11 protein-coding genes are annotated in these 21,748 nt (G+C 67.9%); 6 read left to right on the top strand and 5 right to left on the bottom strand.

What is annotated here, in order from left to right:
* Window positions 1-591 precede the first annotated feature (591 nt).
* The 4 genes from HZB53_14060 to HZB53_14075 all read left to right on the top strand — a co-directional run bounded on the left by HZB53_14060 (window position 592) and on the right by HZB53_14075 (window position 13,443).
* On the top strand, window positions 592-3,552 hold the full coding sequence (locus HZB53_14060) for a DEAD/DEAH box helicase (protein MBI5878771.1): 2,961 nt from the start codon (window positions 592-594) through the stop codon (window positions 3,550-3,552).
* 10 nt (window positions 3,553-3,562) lie between these two features.
* Entirely contained in the window at window positions 3,563-6,727 is a 3,165-nt protein-coding gene (locus HZB53_14065) for a PD-(D/E)XK nuclease family protein (GenBank protein MBI5878772.1), read from the top strand.
* Window positions 6,728-6,742: 15 nt separating this feature from the next.
* On the top strand, window positions 6,743-10,162 hold the full coding sequence (locus tag HZB53_14070) for a UvrD-helicase domain-containing protein (protein ID MBI5878773.1): 3,420 nt from the start codon (window positions 6,743-6,745) through the stop codon (window positions 10,160-10,162).
* 65 nt (window positions 10,163-10,227) lie between these two features.
* Window positions 10,228-13,443: a CHAT domain-containing protein gene (locus HZB53_14075; GenBank protein ID MBI5878774.1), complete on the top strand. Its 3,216-nt coding sequence runs from the start codon at window positions 10,228-10,230 to the stop codon at window positions 13,441-13,443.
* Window positions 13,444-13,673: 230 nt separating this feature from the next.
* Here the strand turns inward: HZB53_14075 and HZB53_14080 are convergent, their stop codons facing one another.
* Window positions 13,674-13,907, bottom strand: coding sequence for a CsbD family protein (locus HZB53_14080; protein ID MBI5878775.1), 234 nt, complete (start codon window positions 13,905-13,907; stop codon window positions 13,674-13,676).
* A 216-nt stretch (window positions 13,908-14,123) separates the two neighbouring features.
* Complete coding sequence (locus tag HZB53_14085) at window positions 14,124-14,375, bottom strand: hypothetical protein (protein ID MBI5878776.1); 252 nt, start codon at window positions 14,373-14,375, stop codon at window positions 14,124-14,126.
* A gap of 714 nt (window positions 14,376-15,089) precedes the next feature.
* Between HZB53_14085 and HZB53_14090 the strand changes: the two genes are divergently transcribed.
* Both HZB53_14090 and HZB53_14095 read left to right on the top strand, forming a co-directional pair.
* Window positions 15,090-17,009, top strand: a complete 1,920-nt coding sequence (locus tag HZB53_14090) for a HAMP domain-containing protein (protein ID MBI5878777.1) — start codon at window positions 15,090-15,092, stop codon at window positions 17,007-17,009.
* Window positions 17,006-17,650 (top strand): response regulator transcription factor, encoded by a 645-nt coding sequence (locus HZB53_14095; GenBank protein MBI5878778.1) that lies wholly within the window; start codon window positions 17,006-17,008, stop codon window positions 17,648-17,650. The genes HZB53_14090 and HZB53_14095 overlap by 4 nt, the downstream gene beginning before the upstream one ends.
* Before the next feature lie 82 nt (window positions 17,651-17,732).
* On the opposite strand, the gene HZB53_14100 is transcribed toward HZB53_14095, so the two are convergent.
* Genes HZB53_14100 through HZB53_14110 form a run of 3 tightly spaced genes read right to left on the bottom strand, consistent with a single transcriptional unit; the run spans window position 17,733 to window position 21,743 of the window.
* On the bottom strand, window positions 17,733-19,970 hold the full coding sequence (locus HZB53_14100; GenBank protein ID MBI5878779.1) for a hypothetical protein: 2,238 nt from the start codon (window positions 19,968-19,970) through the stop codon (window positions 17,733-17,735).
* A gap of 14 nt (window positions 19,971-19,984) precedes the next feature.
* Window positions 19,985-20,467, bottom strand: coding sequence for a hypothetical protein (locus HZB53_14105; protein MBI5878780.1), 483 nt, complete (start codon window positions 20,465-20,467; stop codon window positions 19,985-19,987).
* The gene (locus HZB53_14110) at window positions 20,451-21,743 is read right to left on the bottom strand and encodes a hypothetical protein (GenBank protein ID MBI5878781.1); all 1,293 of its coding nucleotides are present in this window, start codon (window positions 21,741-21,743) and stop codon (window positions 20,451-20,453) included. The genes HZB53_14105 and HZB53_14110 overlap by 17 nt, the downstream gene beginning before the upstream one ends.
* Between the last annotated feature and the right edge of the window lie 5 nt (window positions 21,744-21,748).

Below are 21,748 nucleotides of genomic sequence, written 5' to 3' on the forward strand. Positions count from 1 at the left end.
AGGCAGTGCTCTACCTTCTGCCCAAACGCAGACGTCGGGCGCAGCCGTAGCGCCCCGCGCCATGCACCGTCGTCAGTGCCGCTGCTGGTTGCCATCATCAGCAACCGGACCGCCATTGCAGATCAAGCGATCGTGCCCCCAGCTCCGTCGTTCAGCCAGGAGAGGTCGTACAGAACTACCGTATTATGACAAAATCGGAAGCCGTTGTCAACGTCGGAATGTGGAATTGGGTATATGCGGATAAGCGCAAGGCGTTGGAGGGCAAGAAATCAGCCGCGACCCAACAACCCGTCATTCCGACACGTCATTGTCCACGGGCTTCGTGCCGGTATGTCCATAGCCGGATGCGGCCAGCAGCGTGCTGATGTATACTGGTGCTGTCGAAAAGCGCCTCGCTGACAAGATCGTGGCGCTGCGATGAGCACATCGGGCGCACGGAAATGACAAAGCAACGCGATGCCGTGCCTTCCGTGAGTTTGGGGGCGTTCTGAATCGGTCCACGGCCATCCGCGCGCACGCGGCGACGGCCGCCGGACGGTTGCCGTGGAACCGTATGCACAGATCGCCATTGCGTAACGACTGGAGTCAATCATGAGCGATATCGAAGTCCAGATCGCGCGCCGCCGGCAGCGCGCGCTGGAGGAAATCAAGCGTGTCACCAATCGCGGCACGCACCCCTTGTTCAGCACGTTCGACGTGCAATCCGTGTCGGGGCGCGACTACGCCGTGACCATCCGGTCGTTGACCGAGCGCCGCAATTCGTGCACTTGTCCGGACTATCAGACCAATCTGATCGGCACGTGCAAACACATTGAGGGCGTGCTGGCCCACCTGCGCAAGCGTCACGCCAGGCAGCTTGATGAGCTGGCCGCGCAGAAGCCGCACACCACCGAGGTCTTCCTGCACTATGACGAAGATATCAAAGTGCACGTTTCACTACCGCTGCCGCGCTCGGCTGCGCTGCGCGATCTGCTCAAGCGCTATTTCGACTCCGCCGGTCAGTTGCAGGGGCAGGCGCTTCAGATGCTTCCCGCATTGCTCGACGAGTTGAACGCGCTCCCCGCGCGAATGAAACCGTTGCTGCTGGTCGATCAGTCGGTGCGCGCGCATCTCGCGCTGCTGCAAGACCAGGCCGAAGTGGACAGGCAGAAAGAGTGGTTCCTGGAACAGGTGGCGCACGGCAATCGCTCGCTCACCGTCCTCAACTCGCCGCTCTATCCTTACCAGGAGCGCGGCGCGCTGCATCTGGCGTTTGGCGGGCGGACGCTGCTGGCCGACGACATGGGGCTCGGCAAGACGGTGCAAGCCATCGCCGCCAGCGCCTTGCTGCAGCAGTTGCGCGACATCCGCCGCGTGCTCATTGTCACGCCGGCCTCGCTCAAGCACCAGTGGGCGCGCGAAATTCGCCGCTTCAGCGCGCTACCTGCAACGGTGGTGCAGGGCGGACTGGCCCTGCGGCGCGCCCAGTACGGCGCCGACAGCTTCTTTACGATCATCAACTATGAGCTTGTGCGGCGCGATCTGGCCGAACTCGAACGGCTGGGCCCCGATCTCATTATTCTCGACGAGGCGCAGCGCATCAAGAACTGGCGCACCAAAACAGCCGATGCCGTCAAGCGGCTGCGCAGCCGATACGCGTTTGTGCTGACCGGTACGCCGCTGGAGAACCGCCTGGACGAGCTGTACAGCATCTTCCAGTTCATTAACCCACGTATCCTCGGCCCACTCTGGCACTTCAATGATCGCTTCTTCGAGCTCGAGGAACGCGACGACCATTCGTACAAAGTACTGGGCTACAAGAACCTCGACGAACTGCGCGGCACGATCGCTCCATACGTCCTCCGCCGCACGCGCGACGAGGTGCTGCGCGACCTGCCGCCGCGCGTGGACAACAACTACTTCGTCGAAATGACGCCGCCGCAACTGCAGGCCTATGACGGCTTCAAAGAGACGTTGGCCAAGCTGTTATCCATGTCGAAGCGACGCCCGCTCACGCCCAAAGAGCAGGTCTTGCTGCTGCGCGCGCTGATCAAGATGCGGCTGATCTGCAACGCCCTTGCGCTGCACGACAAGACCATCCCCGCCGCCGACCGCGAAAAGACCGCGCCCAAGCTGCGCGAACTGCATCACATCCTCGAGGAGCAGATCGCGAGCAACGGCCACAAAGCCATTGTGTTCAGCCAGTGGGAAGGGATGCTCGACCTCACCCGCCCAATCATGACCCGGCTCGGGCTGGGCCATGTGAAACTGGCCGGCTCGGTGCCAACCGCCAAACGCGGGCCGATTGTCGACCGCTTCCTGAATGATAAGGCCTGCAAAGTCTTTTTGTCCACCGACGCGGGCGGCGTGGGGCTGAACCTGCAGGCGGCGGATCTGGTCATCAATCTTGATCTGCCGTGGAATCCAGCCGTGCTCGAGCAGCGCATCGGGCGCGCGCACCGCCACGGCCAACTGAACACGGTGCACGTCGTCAATCTGATCGCGCAGGGCACCATCGAAGAGCGTATGCTCGACACCCTGGCAGCCAAGCGCAACGTCTTTGGCAGTGTGTTTGGCACGGCCGATGCCCCGAACGCGATCTCGTTCCGCGATGCGGGCCAGGGCCTGCTCAAACGGCTGGACAGCATGCTGGACTCGGAGTCTAAACCGGCCGACGAGCCGGAGCCAGTAGACGAAGAGCGCCACGCTGCTGCGGCCGCAACCGCTGAAGTCGCACGCGACGTGCCAGCCCATGCCACGCCATCGTTCGACGTCGGGCTGCCCGGTCGCCGCAGCCTCCCGCCGGCGCCCGCCGCCGCACCGGCGTCTCCGACCGTTGCGGGCTTCGCCGCCGCGCTGGTGGCGCGTTATCCCGGACGCATCCTTCTCGTGCGGCACGCACCGGTCAGCGGCAGCGTGCTCGTCGTGGTGGATCGTGAGCCGGCCGAATTCCGGCGCACCGTCGAGGCGTTTGCCGGCGAGTATTTCGCGCCGTCCGCGCCTCTGATCCATTTGATGGAGCAGGAAGGCTATCGCGCGTTCGCCGCGTTCGCGCCGCCGGACGCGCTCAACGCGGCGTCCGGGGCAGACGTCTGGCGCGCACCGGCATTGCCCCCGTTGGCCGACAGCCGTGCGCAGTCCGAGCAGCAGGTAGCCAGGGCGCGCCAGGCTTTTGACTTTGCCGCCAAGCGCTTGCACCTGGCGGAGGTCGTATTGCGTGGCGGCTTTCCGGAGGAGGCCGTGCGTCCCATACGCGATGCGCTTGGATGGGCGCTGTCGGCGCATCTGCTGTTGGCTTCGGCGCGCGAGAGCGCCGACGGGTCGCCGACGGCGGGCCGTGTTGAGCCATCGGCCGATCTGCCGACGGCGCGCGTCGTCCAAGCCGCGTTGGTGGAACCAGGCTATATCACAGACGACCTGGCGGCGCGTCTTGCGCGAGCGCGCGAGTTGACCGAGCCAACCGCAGCCGGCGAGAGCGCTCCCCTTTCGGTGCGCAGCGCCGAATCGCTGCTCGTCGGCGTAAACCAACTCATCGACGCAGGCCGGCAGCGCGTGGTATCACAGAGCCTGTAGGCGCTGACCCATGGCCGCAGACCTCCTCCTCGCGCCCGCCATCGGCGGCAAGACGGCCTATGCGATTGCCCGCATTCACGCCGTGCGCCGCGCCGAACCGCTTGCAGCGATCTGGGTCATCCTGCCCAGCAACGTGCAGGTCGCCGCCTTTCGCCGGCGGCTGGCGGCCGAGCCGGTGATGCCCGCTCCCGCGCATCTCGGCGGCGCGCTGGGCGTGCGGCTGGGCACGTTCTACGCGGTCTATGCCGAACTGCTGGCCGAGGCGGGAACGCTGGTGGCATGTCTGGACGAGCCGGTGCTCTATCGCCTGCTGCGCGATGTGGTGGCCGATCTGCATGCGCGCGGCGAACTGGAGTTCTTTGCCCGCGTGCGCGACAAGCCTGGCTTTATCCGCCTGCTGCATGCCACGATTCAGGAGTTGAAGCGCGCGCGCCTGGCCCCCGAAACGTTCGCCAGCAAGGTACAGGGCCGGGAAGCGCGTCTGGGCGAACTCGCGCGGATTTATGCCGGCTACCAGGCGCGCTTGCTGGCTTCCGATTGGGTCGATGACGAGGGCCGCGGCTGGCTGGCGGCGCTTGCTCTGCAGCGCGACCCGCTGCTGGCCCGCTCCTGGCGGCTGCTCGTGGTCGACGGGTTCGACGAATTCAACTCCACGCAGCTTGAGGTCATGCGCTTGCTCGCGTCATCCGTGCCCGAAACGCTGATCACCATGACCGGCGCCGATCGTGAGCGCCTGGCGCACCGCCGTTTCGCGCGCGCCCGCCGCCAACTGGAGGCAACGCTCGACCTCCGGCGCGTGCCGGACAGCCGGGCGGTCACCCCCGCCGCGACACCGGAGCTGGCGCGGCTGGAAGCAGCGCTATTCGAACGGCCGTCCGACGTGGTAGTCGCAAGCGCGGGTGCGCCGCATCAGCCGCCCGCGATCGAGTTCGTGCGCGCGGCCACCCGCGCCACGGAGACGCGCGCCGCGTTACGCTGGATCAAAGCGCGCATCGTGCGCGACGGCTGCGCCCCGCGCGAAACGGCGCTGCTGGCGCGCGACGGCACCCCGTATCGCGCACTGATCGAGGAGACGGCCGGCGAATTCGGTCTGCCGGTGCGGTTCATGGATAGCGCCGACCTGATCGCGAATCCGGCGATCGCGGCGCTGATCGGCCTGCTCGCGCTGCCGCTGGAGGATTACCCCCACCGCGCCGTGGTCGACGCGTGGCGCAGCCCCTATTTCGACTGGAGCGCACAGGGTATTGTGACGGGCGACGCGGAGCGACTGGATGCCGTGGCGCGCCGGGGTCAGGTCAGCGCCGGCCGGGCGCAGTGGCAGGACACGCTGGCGCGTCTCGCGCAGGCGCCGCCGGATGACGACGGGCGCGAGGACGATGAGGCTCCGCTGGCCGCGCCGGCCGGTGCGGCGGCGGCGGCCCTGCGGCGCACATTCGACGCCTTCTGCGCGCGGCTGGAGACGCCGGGGCCGGCCGCCACCTTCCGCGACCACGCGGCGTGGATCGAGGCGCTGATCGGCCCCGACCCCGATCTGCCCACCGCGGCCGGCACCGACCCGGGCCTGCAAGTCGTCGCGCGTGCGCGAGCGGCTGCGGCGACCGCCGAGCGCGACGTAGCCGCCCTGCGCGCGTTCAAAGACGTGCTGCGCGCACTGGTGCTGGGCCAGTCGGTGCAGAGCGCCGGGCAGCGACCGGTCGCCTACGCCGAGTTCTGGACGGAGTTGCGCGGCGCGGTCGAGGCCGCCACGGTTCACACGCCTCCGCCGCCCGGGCACGATCATGTGGTCGTCACATCGGCGCTCGGCGCGCGCGGACTGTCGTTTCGAGCGGTCGCGTTGCTCGGCATGGCCGAGGGCGAGTTCCCGCGCGCGTCCGTCGAAGATCCGCTGCTGACCGACGCCGACCGCGCATGGCTCGGACTGGCGCCGCGCCTTTCGGGCGATGAGGTCACGATCTTCTACGAAGCCGTGACACGTGCGCGCGAGCATCTGCTGCTCACGCGCCCCGATCTGGCCGACGACGGCCAGCCATGGGAACCGTCGCCGTACTGGCTGCATGTGCGCGAGCGGATCGCCCCGCACGCGCCGGAGACGCGGGCGACGGACAGCGTGCCGCTCGACGATTGCGCTTCCGTGGCGGAATGGGTTAGCCAGGCCGCCGCGGCCGAATGGGCGCCGCCGACCGCCGGCGTCAAGGATTGGGCTGCGGACGTGCCGTCCCGCCTGCAAGCCGCCGCACACGGCGCCGCGGTGCTGGCGGCGCGGCTTTCAACCGGTGCGCTCAGCCCGTTCGACGGCGACCTGTCGACCCTGCATAAGCGGCTCGCGGCGGACTATCCGCCCACCCGCGCATGGAGCGCCAGCCGCCTCGAGACATACGGCGCCTGCGGCTACAGCTTTTTCGCAGCCCACGCACTGGAACTGGAGCCGCGCCCGGCGCCCGAGGCCGGCTACGACGCGCGCCAGTTCGGTTCCATGCTGCACGCCGTGCTCGAACAGTTGTATCAATCCAGCGGCGACGCGGCCGATGTCGAGGCACTGCTGGCGGCCCTGCCGGCTGTGGCGCGCGCCGTGTTCGATAGCGCACCGGAGAGGTACGGCTTCCGCCCGTCGGCGCTCTGGCAGCAGCAGCGCCGCGAACTGGAAGCGCTGCTGGCCGACAGCGTGCGCGCGCTGGCCGCGTTCAACGGCGGCTGGACGCCCGTGCGCTTCGAGCTCGCCTTTGGCATCGGCGAAACGCCGCCGCTCGTCGTACAGCGCGACGGCACGGAGGTCCGCCTGCGCGGCTATATCGACCGCGTCGACCGGCACGCCTCCGGCGCCCTGCGCGTGATCGACTACAAGACCGGCTCGACGCCAATTCGCGACCGCGACCTGCAGAGCGGCGTGCGCCTGCAACTGCCGCTGTACGCGCAGGCGCTTCGCGCGGCAGGGTTGGATGAGTCCGTGGCGTCCGGTTTCTACTGGCACGTCGGCGCGGCCAAGCCCAGCAGTTTGCAGTTGGAGATGTATCCGGGCGGCGTTGATGCGGCGCTGGACATCGCTGCGCAATACGCCGTAAGGCACGTGTCGCGCGCGCTGGCCGGCGACTTCGCCCCCCGTCCCCCGGCCGACGGCTGCCCGGTCTGGTGCCCGGCCGCCGCGTTCTGCTGGCACTACCGCCCCAGGCGACATTGATCCGTGCCTGAGCCTATGACTTCGATCCTTTCGCTACTCGGCCTGCGCGAGCGCCAGACGGATGCGGTGGCGATGCGCGATCGGCACATGTCCGTCACGGCCGGCGCCGGTTCGGGAAAGACGCGCGCGCTGGTCGGCCGCTATCTGGCCCTGCTGGAGGACGGCGCGCCGCTGCGCTCGCTCGTCGCCATCACCTTCACGGAGAAAGCGGCGCGCGAGATGCGCTCGCGCATCCGCCAGTTCATCGGCGCCTGGCAGCAAAATGAGGGGCTGGACGCCGAACGGCGCGCGTTCTGGGCCGACGCATACGCGCAACTGGACAACGCGCGCATCGGAACGATCCACGCTCTGTGCGCCGCCATCCTGCGCGCGCACCCAGCCGAGGCGGGCCTCGACCCGGCATTCGAGGTGTTGGACGAAAACAACGGCGCCGTCTTGCGCGCGCGCGCCGTGGAAACCGCGCTGGCCTGGACCGCCAACGATGGCGAGGCCGCGGCGCTTTTCGGCCTGCTGCCCGAAAACGGCCTGCGCGACCTGCTCGGCAAGTTGCTGGGCGCCGCGGATGCGTGGCCGGACGCGGCGGACACGCCGGCGGCCTGGCAAGCCAACCGAAGCGCCGCCATCGCCGATGCGCTGGCCGCGTTTGCGGCAACGGCGGAGGTAAGCGGCGCGCTCGACGCGCTCGCGGCGTTGCGCGCCGGCGGCGCGCTGGTCCGCGTCGCGGGCGACAAGCTCGCGCCGCAGGTCGAAACGCTACTTGAACTGTGGGGCCGGATCGAGCCGGCGCGGGCTGCCGCGCAATGGGACCGGGCACTCGAACAGTTGTTCGTCTGGCGACGAACGGCGCTGCCCGGCCGGGCCGGCAAAGCGGGCGCCGCCAAAGACGCGGTCAAGGAGTTGCGCGAAGCGTATGACGCGCAGTTGGATCCGTGGCTCGGCGGCAAGGATTCCAAAGACGCGCCGCCGCGCTGGGCGCTCGATGTGCGGGCGGGCGAGGCGCTGCCGCTGCTGCGGCGCGCGCTGAATGCCGCCCGCGGCGAGTACGACCGCCTAAAAAACGAACGCCGGGCGCTGGACTTCGATGACCTCGAAGCGCGGACCGACACGCTACTGCTGGGAACCGCATCCGTTCGCGCGCGCTGGCAAGCGGAGCTGCGGGCGGTGCTGGTCGACGAGTTCCAGGATACGAACGAGCGCCAGCGCCGCATCGTCTACGCGCTGTGCGGCCTGAGTGATGCGCCGGCGTCGGCGGACGCGGCGGGGGCCCGGCTCTTTATTGTCGGCGACGCCAAGCAAAGTATCTACCGCTTCCGTGGCGCCGATGTGACCGTCTTCCGCACGGTGCAGGCCGACCTGGCGCGGCGCGGCGGCACGCTGGTCGATTTCGACCTAACCTATCGGGCGCACCAACCGCTGGTCACGCAGTTCAACACGCTGCTCAGGCCGATCCTCGGCGCGGCCGACGACCCGGCCCGCCCGTATGCCGTGCCGTACGCGCCCCTGCGTGCCTACCGCCCGGCGCCGCACGAGTCAACACACGCGCCATTCATCGAACTGTGCCTCGGCATCGGCGCGGACGCCGCGACCGCGCGCGAAGCCGCCGCCGCGCAGTTGGCCACGCGCCTGCGCGCGCTGCACGACGACGAGCAGATCCGCTGGGGCGCGATGGCGCTGCTCTTTCGCGCCTCGACGAACTTCCCGCTGTACGAGGATGCGCTCGAGCAGGCCGGTATCCCATACGTCACCGTGGCCGGCAAAGGTTTCTATGACCGGCCGGAGGTGCGCGATCTGCTGAACCTGCTGGCGGCAGTCGCCAATCCGGCGGACGACCTTGCGCTGGCCGGCGCTCTGCGCTCGCCGGCCTTTGGCCTGAGCGATGCGACGCTCTACCGGCTGCGGTGGGCGGAGGGCGCGCACCACCCGCGCGCCCTCTGGCCCGCCCTGTGCGGCGACGTGGCGTGGCTGGGCGATGAAGCCGCGGCCGCCGCGCGGACGCGGGACGCACTCGGCCGCGTGTCGAGTCTGGTTGGCCGCGTCGGCGTGGCCGCCGTGCTCAAGGCGCTGCTGGACGAGTCGGATTACCGTGGCTCCTTGCGCCGGCTCGGCGCCCGGCAACCCGCGCTGCAGCGCTACGCCGAGCGGGCCGCCCGCAATGTGGACAAACTGCTGGCCGATGCGCACGCCAGCGAGCTGGTCAGCCCGGCCGAGTTCGTCGAATACGTGGCCAGCATGCGCGACCTGGCGGCGCGCGAGGGTGAAGCGCCCGTGGAGGCGGGCGAGTCCGTGCAGTTGATGACCGTGCACAAGGCTAAGGGCCTGGAGTTCGATCTGGTCGTCATCGCCGATGCCGCCCACGCGTCGCGCGGCGCTGTGCGGCTACTGCTCGACCCGCGGCTCGGCCCGCTCTTTCCGATGGAGGCGGACGGTGCGCGCTCCGTGCTGCACCGTCTGGCGGCCATCCAGGACGCCGATCAGGCCGACGCCGAGGAGCGGCGCCTGCTGTATGTGGCGGCCACACGCGCCCGCGAGAAGCTGATCGTCAGTGGCCACCTGAAGCGCAAGGTCGACGGGCAACCAGCCCTGGACGGCTGGCTTGCATGGATCGGCGCCGAGGTCGGTCTCGACGCCTTGACGGTCCCCGAGAATCTCGTCGCACCTCTACCGTTCGAGCTACCCGGCCTGGCGGGTGCGGCCGCCTGCGTGATTGCGCCGGTACGCCAGTCGCCCGTCGCAGACGCGCCATCCGCCGACCAGCCGTGGCCGGCGGCCGCCCCGTCGACGATCGCCGTCGATCTGGCCACGCTCGTCGCGCCGCTGCCGGCGTCGCCGCCCGAATGTGCTGACGAGAAGGTGCAGGCGGCTGAGGCGGCCGTGCCGGCGCGCGTCTGGCGCGTGGTACCAACGACCAAAGCGCCACGCGGGCCGGCGTGGGTCGTTGGGCTGCTCGCCCACGAGGCGCTGCGGCGCTGGCGTTTTCCGGACCGCGCCGACTTTTATGCTTACCTCTACCCGCACGCGCTATCGGCCGGCCTGATCGACCCGGCGGAAATCACGGACACCATCAATGTTGCGCGCAGGCTCCTTGAGCGCTTCCAGGCTCACCCGCTCTTCGCCGAGATGGATGCCGCGCAGCGATTGCACGAACTGCCGTATGTGCTGGAGCGCGGCGCCGAACTGGAGAGCGGGGTAATCGATGTGCTGTATCGCCCACTCGCGGACGATCAGGCAATCTGGCGCATCGTGGACTTTAAGACCGATGAGATTCGCAGCGAGGAGCAACTGGCCGAACGAGCCGACCAGTACGGCATCCAATTAGGCCGGTACGTAACTGCCGTGCGCGACCTGCTCGGCGTCGACGTGCAGGGCAGCCTGTGTTTCCTCGACGTGCGCGGTCAACTGCGCATGGCGCCCGCCGCGCCGGCGCCGGGGAAGTGACTGCGCTATCCCCGGCTCCGCATTTGGCTTGACATTGAAGCGCTGAACGACTAAGCTCGTTCGCGATGTCATCCCCGCTGCACGCCGCCGCGCGCGACGTCGCGGCCGGCACACGCACGCTCGACGACGCGCTCGCATCGCTGGCGCGCGAACCGCTTGCGCCGGCCGACCTGATTGCCGCCGCACAGGATGCCGAGCCGCTGGCGGTCCACGCGCCCCGCGAGGGCATGGCGCTGGCGCGGCTGGCCGCCGCTCTGGCCCGGTCGGCGGGCGAGCGCGAGGCAGACGCCGCCTGCGCGCTGCAACTCACGATCGTCGCCAACTTCACCAGTCACCTCATCGAGGCGGTAGGCGCCGCCCGCCACGTGCTGGAACTTACGGGAAGCGATGCGAGCGACACGGGCCGCGCCCACCGCTTCCGTGCTCGGCTGGAACTGGCACGCGCGCTGCGCCTGGTTGCCGAGCCCCCCGACGCCGAAGCGGTGCTGACCGAAGCGCAGGCCGACGCTCCGGCGTTCGACATGCTGCTGATGGCACACATGGAATTTGTGCGAGGGTTGATCGCGGCCCGGTCGAACCGGCACGCCAACGCGCTAGAGCATTATGAGAGCGCGGCAAAACTGTTCGGGCGGGGTGGTTCCGAGCTTGACGTTGCGCGCTGCTGGCGAAGCGCGGCCGAACTGTACAACTATTCACGGGCCGACCAGACGCTGACATTGCTCGATCAGGCGCAGGCCGTTTTCAACCGGCACGACGCGTCCCTCGATCGTGCGCTCAACGACTACGTGCGCGGGATGGCACTGTGGGCACTCGACCAGCACGGACCGGCGCTTGCACTTCAGATATGCAGTTGGCGGCAACTAACGGACCTCGATGCGCCTTACCACGCTGCCGCAGCCCAGTCCGAAGCCGCCGTCCCCATATTCTCCCTCAATCGTTACGCCGAAGCCGAGATGCTGATGCGAGACGCCCGCGCACACTACGCGCAGGTCGGCGCGGCGGGCGACATGGCGCGCTGCGACATCAACCTCGCCGCCCTCTACAACGAGACGAACCGCCCGCGCGAGGCGCTACCCCTGCTGCAATCCGCGCTGGTACACGCGCAGAGCACCGGCCGCCTGTACCGCGCCGCCATTTGCCAGGGCGGGCTGGCCTTCACCTATCGCCACCTCGGCCAGTACGACCGCGCCTTGCAGTATAGCCTGCTGGCGCGTCCGGTTTTCGTGCAGGCGGACATGCTCAAAGTCGCCGCCGAACTGGACGAGGATCTGGCCGGCACCTACCAACGGCTCGGCATGGACGCCGCGGCCGAGGCAGCCTACCGCAGCGCCGTGGCCTACTACGACGCCAACGACCAGCACGCCAGCCGCGCACGTCTGCTCTGGCGGCTGGCCGAGTTCCGGCTGGCGCAGCATGTGCCCGACGCCGCCGAGGCACTCCTGCGCGGTGCACGCGCCATCTGCGTCGAACAGCAGATGGATACGTTCACCGGCGAGTGCGACCGCCTGCTGGCCGAGGCCGCCATGCAGCGCGGCGACCTCGCTGGCGCGGCCGCTCATATGCGCGATGCGCGCGCGACCTTCGCCGCGCAGAATCTGCCGTTCCACACGGCGCTGTGCGACCGGCTGGACGGCGAATTGCAGCTCGCGCGCGGCGATCTGCCCAGCGCGATGGCGCGCCTGGACCGGGCACGACAGGTACTGGAGCCGGTCTCGCCGGCTGAGACCTGGCGCGTGCGAGTCGCGCTCGGCGAATGCGCCGTGCGCAGCGGCGACCCGGGCAGTGCGCTCGACCATTGGCGTGCCGCTATCCGGCTGGCCGCCGCGATGCGCGCGCCGCTGCCCACCGAGCGGATCGCCTCGGCGTTCTTTGCCGCTCACGGCGGCCTGATCACTCCGGCCTTGCAGTTGGCGATCCAGCGCCGGCAGTTCACCGCTGCGCTGGAAATCGCCGAGGCGGCCAAGACGACGACCTTTGCCCGCTTCCTCGCCCAGCGCGAGCGGCCGAAAGACACCAATGCACAAGATGGGGAGGCGCGCCGCCTGCGCGGCGAACTGACGGCGCTGCAGGCACAGCTCGATCTAGCCGCGAAGCGCGACGGCAAGCCGACCACGGAGCCTCAGGTGATGGAACGCCTGCAGCAACTGGCGCATGCGTATGACCAACAGGTCGAGCAGGATCGCGTACTGTCCGCCGGCGATCTGAATGCCGAGCCGTTCGACCTGGCCGTGCTGCGCGAACGGCTGAGCCGCACGACCGGCGCGCGCTGGCACTGCCTGGTCTACCACCTCGACGGCGACCAACTGGCGTGCCTGTCGCTCATGCCGGACCAACTGACCGCCGGCCTGCGCACGCTTTCACGCTTGGATGCGGCCCTGCTGCGCGACTGCACCAGCACCGAGCCCGACCTGCGTGAGCGCATCTACCGCCACACGCTCGGCGGCTGGCCGCTCGGCGCACAACTGCCCGACGGCTACCTGCGCCAGTTGCACGACTGGCTGATCCCGCCCGACGTGCGCGACCTCGATCCGGACGGCACGCTGTTCATCATCCCCTCGGGCGCGCTGCACAACCTGCCGTTCCAGGCGCTGCTCGACGGCGAGACGCGGTTGATCGAGCGCGCGCCGATCGTCTATGCGCCGTCGCTGCAGGCGCTGCAGACGATGCTGAACCGCGCCGCGCCGGCGCGCGGGCGCGCGCTGTTGTGCGGCCTGTCCGACTACGGCGAGCGCGCACCGGCGCTGAACCACACACGGTCAGAGATCGATGCAATAGCGGGGATTGTGGGCGCGGAAGCGCGCGTGCTGTGGGGACCCGACGCGACGCCCGAGGCATTGCGCCAGATGAGCGCGGAGGGCACGCTGGCCGGCATGACGGCGATCCATATCGCGGCGCACGCGGTGCCCGGGCGCATCGCGCCGGTGCAGGCGCGCATCCGGCTGCACGGCGACGACCTGAGCGCAACCGACATCCTCGACCTGCGGCTGGGGCCGGCGGTGGTGACGCTCTCGGCATGCCAGGGCGCGGTCGGCGAACTGCTGCCCGGCGACGAGCTCTCCAGCCTGGCGCGCATGTTCTTCTACGCCGGCGCGCGGGCACTGGTGGCCAGCCAATGGCCGGTCGAAGACGCGCCGACCATGCGGCTGATGACGGCATTCTACGGCGAACTGCGCGCCGGCGCGTCACCGGCGCGCGCGCTGCAGCGCGCGCAGATCGCGCTTCTGCGCGCGGGACTGCCGCCCTACCACTGGGCAGCCTTCAACGTTTTCGGCACGGGGTAACATACGGGGTCAGCCTGTGGCGCGCGCAGGCCGACCGGCAGTGTGACACCGTATTTGCGCCTCGCGCCATGTGCACGGTCAACTAGCGCACGCGCACGGGATATCAACACAAAGTCACAAAGGCACAAAGAAGAACCCTGCACGTGTGCCTGGCGTCTTCGTGCCTTTGTGTTGGATTGGCTTAGCGTCAGGCTTGCTGCGCATCGGGCCAGTTATTTCAGACAACCGCTTTAATGACGGCGCCGGACCGGGTTCTCTTTGTCGTAGTCGGCAATCCAGCGATTGATTTCCATTACGGCCTGGCCGATCGCATAGCCGTACCGTCGCCGCAGGGCGAACGCGAGCTCCTCCTGGGTGCCCGTCATCTTGGATATGTCGTCATCGGTCAGCTTCGCCCAGCGACGCTTCAGGCCGCCTTTGAGCTCGTGCCAGCGGAGATGCAGCTTGTCGTTGGATGCAGCCATGGTCAACTCTCCTCTTTCGTCGCGGCTTGAGCGGCTTTCGGCGGCAATAGCGGTTGGGCCAGCGGTCCGCCCGCAACGAGTCTTCGGCTGCCGCGTTGCCTCACAGAAAGCGTAAATGAATTGTGAGCTCCGTTATGCCTGCGCTCGGCGTTGATGGCATGATAGGCGACCCGCGGCTTGCACCACTCTGGCGCTGGGCGCGGTCGGCGCGAGGCACTACGGCGCTCTGCTTGTTTTGCCGCGCTTGGCCGGCAGCGCCAGCGTGCCCGCTGCATAGCCTTCGCAGTACGCCAGCCACGCAGTGCTGCCTTGGTGCTTGAGCAGCCCGCTCGCGTATTCGGACGTGATGGGGCGTCGCGCCAGCGCATCCTGCGCGCCGTCGATAAACAGCCGTCGGCTATTGATGGTAGTCTTGTATTTCGCCGGCAGATGCACGCCCGGCGGCAGCTTGTACAATTCGTTGCTCACGGAACCTCGCGATGACCTGGTTAGATCGAATGAGACGGCCCGGCTCAACCCGGGCGGGCATCCCGGTGCGCCGGTTGCGGGCAGCCGGCACGGATCGCACCCGCATTGGCTAACCGGCGCTATGCGATTGGCAGCGGCTGAGTTGGTTAACCACGGCGTGAAACTTGCCCATGTCGCAGCCGCCGATCAACGGCTTCGCGCAATGACGGTCAGTGCCGCTCGTTTCACCGTGGTGCTCGCGACGCGGGATTCCGTCGGACTTGGGGTCATCCCGCGGCGGCGCTCGGGGGCCGACGTTGTCACAGCTATTATAACCGCCTTCCGGATGCGCTCATATCGTCCGAACGCTGGCATCGCTGTGATCTGAACCAGCCGTCGACTGTCCGTGTTTTGGCGACACAGGGGCCTTGGACAGCTTGAGATTCGCCGCCCACAGTTTACCGGCGTCCCCCCGCATAGTCTGGTGATTACGATCCAGATGCATGGGCCAGCCAAAGACCGCCGCCACACGGATGCAGCACAAGCCCGTAGGGGCGCGGTCTCCGCGCCCGCGCCCCCGCACCCGAGCACCGATGCAAGGCGTGCGGATACGTGGTCCGTCAATCAATGCGGAAGACCAACTGCTTGAGTCACCAACGCAAGGCTTCGACGGGCACCGCTTCCGCCAGCAGCCTTTAGACAAAACGGTGCGGACACGCTATTATGTAGAGTGCTATGGCTCTAAACGAAACGGTGAAACGTGCGCTGGCAGCCGGGTCGGCGGTGCTGCGCAACATGCGACGGTTCACACGCTCCGCGCTGTCGGCCCTGCCCACGAAACTGCAGCGCGGATTGGCCGCGCGCCTCGTGATTGGCACCAACATCCTGATTATGGCCGCGCTCATCGCGTTCGCCATCATTACCGGGACGCTGCTCAGATCGCGCATGTTCCGATCGGTGGATTTTGACCTGACGCATCACTCCCGCACCTACGGCGCATTGGTGCAGCAGGACATCCAATTCCTTCTGGAAGAAGCGGTCGTCATTGGCAATTCGGACGCGCTGGAACCGGCGCTGGTAACGCGCAGTGGGTCGACGCTGCGGCGAATCCTGCGCCCGTTCAGCCTCTCACACGAATTCGACACGGCCTATGTGTTGGGCGCGGACGGCGAGGTCCTGGCGCGAACGGGCGACTCCATAACCGATCCGGAACGGATCGGCCTGCTACCGATCCTGACCTACGCGGCACAGAACGAGACGCGTGTCGACTTGTTCGAAGTCGATGGCGTGCTCTGGATGGCCGCCTCCGCCGTCCACCGCACGCGCACAGACAAACGCCTGGACGCGTTCATATTGCTCGGCCAACGCGTGGACGCCCACTATCTGAAGTCCCTGCGCAATATGCTGGGCCCGGATCTGGCCCTATCGGCGCAGGGTCGTATCGTGCACACGTTTGAGGTGACGCCCGCCGATGCACCGTTGTCGCTGCCCGGCGATCCGCTCACAGGCGCCGAGTATGTACGGAATGCGCTGGGCTACCGGACATTGAGCATTGGCGGGAGCGACTTCCGTGCCGCGGGCTCTACGACGACCACGCGTGACGGCACCCCCCTGAACCTATATGTGTTCCAGGACATCAACCCCGTGAACGATGCACTGCGGGCAGCGCTGTGGCAGGTGATCGCGATCGCCGCCGGGCTGGCAGCGCTCGGCTCGCTCGCCAGCGTCGCGTTTGCGCATCGCGTTGTGCGACCGCTGGAACAGTTGGCTGTGTCGGCGCAGGCTATTTCACGCGGTGAATTCGATCAGCCCGTCGATACCCACGCAGACGACGAAGTCGGACAACTGGCGTTGGCGTTTGAGCAGATGCGCACGCGTGTGCGCTCTATGATGGCGGAGCAGCAAGCCTGGGCTGCGGAACTTGAAGGTCGTGTGCAGGCCGGGACGGCGGAGATCCGGGCGCTGGGCGAGCAGCAGGATCAGCTCCTGCACCGCGTGATCACCGCTCGCGAAGAAGAGAACCGCCGCGTCGCGCGCGAACTGCACGACGAGACCAGTCAAAACCTGGCGGCGCTGATTGCGCTGACGGGCGCGGCGCGCGACCTGCCGCCGGACGAGGCGAAGGCGCGCATCGCCGACTTGCGCCCGCTGCTGGCCGACACGCTGCAGGGCATCAAGCACATTATGCTCAACCTGCGACCGGCCCTGCTCGACGATCATGGCCTGGTGCCGGCGCTGCGCTGGCATGCGCACGAGCGACTCGACCCGCTGGGCGTTGCGGTTCGCATTCGCATGGCCGGCGTCGAGCGCCGCCTGCCGGCGGAACTTGAAAACTGCCTGTTCCGCATCGGCCAGGAGGCGCTCACTAACATCGCGCGGCACGCGGGAGCCCGGCGCGCCGAGCTGTCGTTTGAGTTCAGCGGCGACGACGCGCATCCGGCCGTCAGCATGACGATTGCGGACGACGGGCGCGGGTTCGACCCGGCGCGTGTCCCCGCGCCCGGCGCGGCTGCGCGGGCGCATCTGGGACTGCTGGGCATGCGCGAGCGGGCCGACCTGATCGGCGCGCGCGTGGATATTGATTCGGCGCCGGGGGCCGGCACGCGGGTGCGCGTGCATGCGGAGGCGGGGGCGCTCGTGAAGGAGCACGAATGAACAAGATAAGCATCCTGCTGGTCGACGACCACGCCATTCTGCGCAAAGGCCTGCGCGCGTTGATCGAGCCGCACGCCGATCTGGAAATCGTCGGCGAGGCGGCCGACGGCGCCGAGGCGATTGCGCGCGTCAACGAGTTGCTGCCCGATGTGGTCGTGATGGACATCGCCATGCCGGGCATCAACGGACTGATGGCGGCGCGGCAGATCCTGCAGGCGCACCAGCAGATGCGCATCCTCATGTTGACGCAGTACGACAACCGCGAGTACGTCCTGCCGCTGCTGAAAATGGGCGTGGCCGGCTACGTGCTCAAGCAGACGGTGGACAGCGACCTGGTCGCGGCGATTCGCGCCGTGGCCGGCGGCAAATCGTACCTCGACCCGACCGTGACGCGCCTGGTGCTCGACGCCTACCTGCATGACGAACCGGTGGAAGATACGTACAGCCTGCTGAGCGACCGCGAGCGCGAGGTGCTGATCCTGGTCGCGCAGGGCCACACCGCGCGCGAGATCGCCGAACTGCTGCACATCAGCGCCAGCACGGTCGACGTGCATCGCGCGCATATCATGCAGAAGCTCAACCTGCACAGCGTGGCCGAACTGAGCGCCTTCGCCGTGCGGCGGCGCTTGATCCGCGAATAGTTGCGCGCCGCCGGCGCCAAAACAGTGCGGCCAGAGGTGCAATGCCCCTGGCCGCATCGTTGTTTGTTCCGGCGGCGCCGCGCTACGGCGTGTACGATTTGCCCGAGTCGTGCGTCTGGCCGTGACAGGTGATCATGCAGTAGGCCGTCGAGCCATTATTGACCCACGCAGTCTGGCTGGTGTAGCCGCTCGTGGGCCGCACGACCGAGGTGTCGAAGTTGATCAGGTGCGACTGGTCGCTGCCGTGCGAATTGTGGCAGGTGTAGCACGACGAGCTTTCAGACGTCACATGAAAGGTGTGGTAGTTGGTCGAGCCGCTATGGAAGCGCGTGTTGGCCTGCGTGCTGCTGCCATTGGCGTAGGTCGTATACTGGTGGCATTTGAAGCAGACTTCGCCGTTGACGTTGGCGCGGTCGCGCGTCGTGTAGTTGGCCGTGCCGGTCAGCAGATGCAGCCGCGGCGAACCGTGCGGACCGTTGGCGCCCTGCATGGTGTCGGCATTGGTGTGGCAGTCGGTGCAGTAGATGATGCTGGTCGCGGAATAGCCGGTAACGAACCCGCCGGCGGGCGCTGTGCTGTTCTTCCCCTGGGCAACCACCGGGTGGTAGCTGGCGTTGTTCGGGTTGAACTGCTTGGCCAGATCGCGGCTATCCAGCACCTGCGTGGTCGTGATCGCGGTGATCTTAGTCAGGCCGTTGGCGACGTAGGTCGTGCCGCTCCAGCCGTCGGGCTGGTAGGTCGGCAGTGTCGTGAACGACGAGTGGCACTTGAGGCAGACCTGGTATTCGCGGTCGGCTGCCGGCAGCCAGTTGAACGTGAACGGCGGGCCGGTCGAGGTCCAGACCGGGTCGACGCCGTCGGCGCCGTTCATCACCCGCTGCGTGTTGGGCGCCTTCGTGGAGCCGGTCGTCGCGTCGCGCGTCGCGCGGTGCGGCTCGTGGCAGTCCTCGCATTCGATATGGCGGTTGGCGCCCGTGTAACTCGTGCCCGTGCTCTGGTCGGGCTGGTGGATGCCGTTCGTGGCCGCGACGTCGTGTTTGAAGATGCGCGTGGTGGTATTCGTGTAGAGCGTGAACGCCGGTTGCACGTTCGTGCCCGTTCCGCCGGATTTGTGACAACCGAAACAGAGCGTCTCCTCGGGTGAGACCTTGCGCAACTCGATGCCCGTCGCCGTATGCGGGCGATGACATGCCGCGCAATCGTCGGAGATCGCCGAGTGACTGGGATGCGGGTCGCCCGTCAGCGGCGCTTTGGTCGGTTGTGCCGGCTGAGCGGTCGGCGTCGGCTGCGGCGGCAGCGTGTTATACACCGTCAGCATCGCTTCGTCTACGTATATCCAGACACTCTCCGCCGAGCCGTTGACGGTGCCCAGCAATCGCACGCGCGCATTGTTCACCTGCGTCGGCGTGCCGAAGTAGGCCGACACGTTGAACGACTGCGTGGTCAGCGCCGACGGCGGCAGTGTCGTCGTATTGTACGTCGTGATTGTCGTGTAGTTGCTGCCATTGTTATTGGAAACCTGCAACGCGATCGAATCGTTGTAGCCAACCGAACGCGTCATGTAGAACCGGAAATCGAGCGTCGCCGCGACGATCGTCGTGTACGCAGTGTCCTGAATGGCGGTGTACGTCCAGTTGCCGCTGCCGAACGCGCCGTTGCACTGCGAGACAGCATTGTTGAACGCGGAGTCGACGCTGTTGGCCGCATTGACCTGCGTGCAGCCCGATACCGTCTGCGTCGTGCCCCACAGCCCTGTGCTGGCCACTGCCGCCATGGGCAGTATTAACGGCGGCAGATTCTGAACCACGGCCGGCGTCGCGGTTGGCTTGGCCGTTGGCAGCACGGTCGCCGTCGGCGTCGCGGTGGCTGTCGCTGGTAGTACCGTCACCGTTATGATCGGCGTTGCCAGTGCCGGTGTGGTCGTGTAGACCGCCGTGGCCGAGGGTGTGGCAGTGGGCAAAGCCGTCGAAGTGGCGGTGGGCGTGATCGTCGGGATGGCGGTAGGCGTGGTCGTCGTCGATGGGCTGGCGGGCAACGTCGCCGTCCGCGTCGCCATCGTAGGCACGCCGGACATGGTCGCGGTGAATGCCGGGGACTGCGTACTGGTTGCCTTGGGTGTGGCGGTGGCGGTAGCACTGGGCGCTACCGGCGCCAGCGAGGCGCGAGGCGTAACCGTGGACCCCGCACCCTGCACGGGCGCCGCCGGCGCCAGATGGAGTGCCAGGAACAGACCGAGGCAGAACACGGCGATTCGCAGCACCGGCCATGTAGCCGCCGGCCGTTCCGCGCGCGTACCCTTCCTCCTGTGCCTGTTGCTCATCATAGGTTCCCGATCTATTTGGACCCGCCGTGCGGGTCCCGGTGACAGGCAATGCATGTCTTGCCGGCCGGAATGGTCGGGTGCGCCGCCGGCGCCTGCAGCGCGCCGTTCACGGTTGCCGGCGCAGTCGGCACGTTGGACCCCGCCGCCTGCCGCGCCGCAGTTGTGGCGGCCGGTGGGATGAGCGTGCCCGTCGCCACCGCTGCGGCCGTTGCGCGTGCGGCCGCCGGCTCGGGTGTGTAATTGTAGACGGGCGCGCCCACGCCCGCGCGCGCCGTCGGCAGCGCGACCGGCACACCAACGGACACCGGAGCCGTCGCGGTCGCGGTCGCCGTGGCGGCGGCCGTGGCGCGCGCATTCTGCGCCTGCTGCACTGCATCGCGGTACTGGTTCATGTCGATCGCCAGCCAACCCAGCGTAACAACCGCGACCAGCGTCAGCACGGCCGCGGCGATCACTTCACGCCGCCAACCGCGCAGCCTAGCTCTTCTTGGCATAATGGCACATGGTGCAATCCTGCCGCCCGTCGATCTTGTGCGGCACGGACGGCGGCATGTTCTTGCCCGCTTCGTGGCACGCCGTACACATCGCGTCGGTGCGATTGGAGTGCGAAGCCGGCAGCCCCTTCAGCACCGTCTTGGTGTGGCAGGCAACGCACGACGGCTTGTCGCTGGTCGGATGCGGCGCCATCGGCACAGTCGCTACCTGCGTGTGGCAGACTTTGCACATCTGATTGGTGCGCCCCTGGTGCGAAGCGGGTAGCGCCACCAGCGCTTTGGCGTCATGACAACCCGTGCACTGATCGCGCCCGGCGGTGGCGTGCGCGATAGACGGCACCGGAATGCCGCTGGTCTGGTGACAGGCCAGGCACATGCCGTCGGTTCGTTTGACATGGTCGGCCGGCAGCGGCGCCATGCGCCCGTTGCCGTGGCAGGCCGTGCAGGCCGAGTAGCCGCCGGTTGGGTGCGCGATCGCTGTCACCGCTTTGTCGGCATGCGTGTGACAGACGGTGCACATCTGGTCCGTGCGGCCCTTGTGCGAGACGGGCAGGACGACCATTCCTTTATCGGCGTGGCACTGTGAGCACGGCTGGCTGGTGCCTTCGGGGTGCACATAGGCCGGCACAGTCTGCGTGCTCGTGTGGCAGATACTGCACATCGGTTCGGTGCGGCCCTTGTGCGAGGCGGTCAAGGCCACCAACACGCCGGACTTCTCGCCGTGGCACAGCCCACAGGCCGATTTGTTCTTGATCTCATGCGCGATCGCCGGTACCGACGCCACCTGGCCGATATGGCAGGCGCGACAGACGCGATCGGTGCGCCCGGCATGGTCGGTCGGCAGCGGCGCGACCTTGCCGGTTGCGTGACAATTGGAACACACCTCGTTCCCCTTCAGCGCATGCGCCAGGTCGGGCGGTTTGGCCGTGCTGGCGATGTGGCAGGTCTGGCACATGGTGTTATCCCACTTCGCGTGCGAAGCGGGCACCGGGAACAGAGAGGCATGACAAGCCAGACAGTCGCCGCGTCCTTCCGTCGTGTGCGGAATCGCCGGGCCAACGACCGCCGGAAGCGACGCTGTCGGCGTGGCGGCCGGCGCGGGTGGCGCCGTCGGCGCCACCGCAACGGCCGTGGGCCGCGCCGGGGCACCGGCAGGCGTCGGAACTTCGCTCGGTGCGGGCGTCGTGGCGTCACAAGCGACCACGACGACCGCAGCGAACGCCAGCGCTGCGCACAACGCAATGAACCGCATGAAGGGGAACGAGTGGTTGAACATGGGTC

The organism is Chloroflexota bacterium, assembly GCA_016235055.1.
Classification (GTDB): domain Bacteria; phylum Chloroflexota; class Anaerolineae; order JACRMK01; family JACRMK01; genus JACRMK01.

What these genes read in the sequence shown, in the direction of transcription:
- HZB53_14080 (MBI5878775.1), bottom strand. Translation starts at nt 13,907, where the DNA reads ATGGCTGCATCCAACGACAAGCTGCATCTCCGCTGGCACGAGCTCAAA.
- HZB53_14110 (MBI5878781.1), bottom strand. Translation starts at nt 21,743, where the DNA reads ATGTTCAACCACTCGTTCCCCTTCATGCGGTTCATTGCGTTGTGCGCA.
- HZB53_14090 (MBI5878777.1), top strand. Translation starts at nt 15,090, where the DNA reads ATGGCTCTAAACGAAACGGTGAAACGTGCGCTGGCAGCCGGGTCGGCG.
- HZB53_14060 (MBI5878771.1), top strand. Translation starts at nt 592, where the DNA reads ATGAGCGATATCGAAGTCCAGATCGCGCGCCGCCGGCAGCGCGCGCTG.
- HZB53_14105 (MBI5878780.1), bottom strand. Translation starts at nt 20,467, where the DNA reads ATGCCAAGAAGAGCTAGGCTGCGCGGTTGGCGGCGTGAAGTGATCGCC.
- HZB53_14070 (MBI5878773.1), top strand. Translation starts at nt 6,743, where the DNA reads ATGACTTCGATCCTTTCGCTACTCGGCCTGCGCGAGCGCCAGACGGAT.
- HZB53_14075 (MBI5878774.1), top strand. Translation starts at nt 10,228, where the DNA reads ATGTCATCCCCGCTGCACGCCGCCGCGCGCGACGTCGCGGCCGGCACA.
- HZB53_14100 (MBI5878779.1), bottom strand. Translation starts at nt 19,970, where the DNA reads ATGAGCAACAGGCACAGGAGGAAGGGTACGCGCGCGGAACGGCCGGCG.
- HZB53_14095 (MBI5878778.1), top strand. Translation starts at nt 17,006, where the DNA reads ATGAACAAGATAAGCATCCTGCTGGTCGACGACCACGCCATTCTGCGC.
- HZB53_14065 (MBI5878772.1), top strand. Translation starts at nt 3,563, where the DNA reads ATGGCCGCAGACCTCCTCCTCGCGCCCGCCATCGGCGGCAAGACGGCC.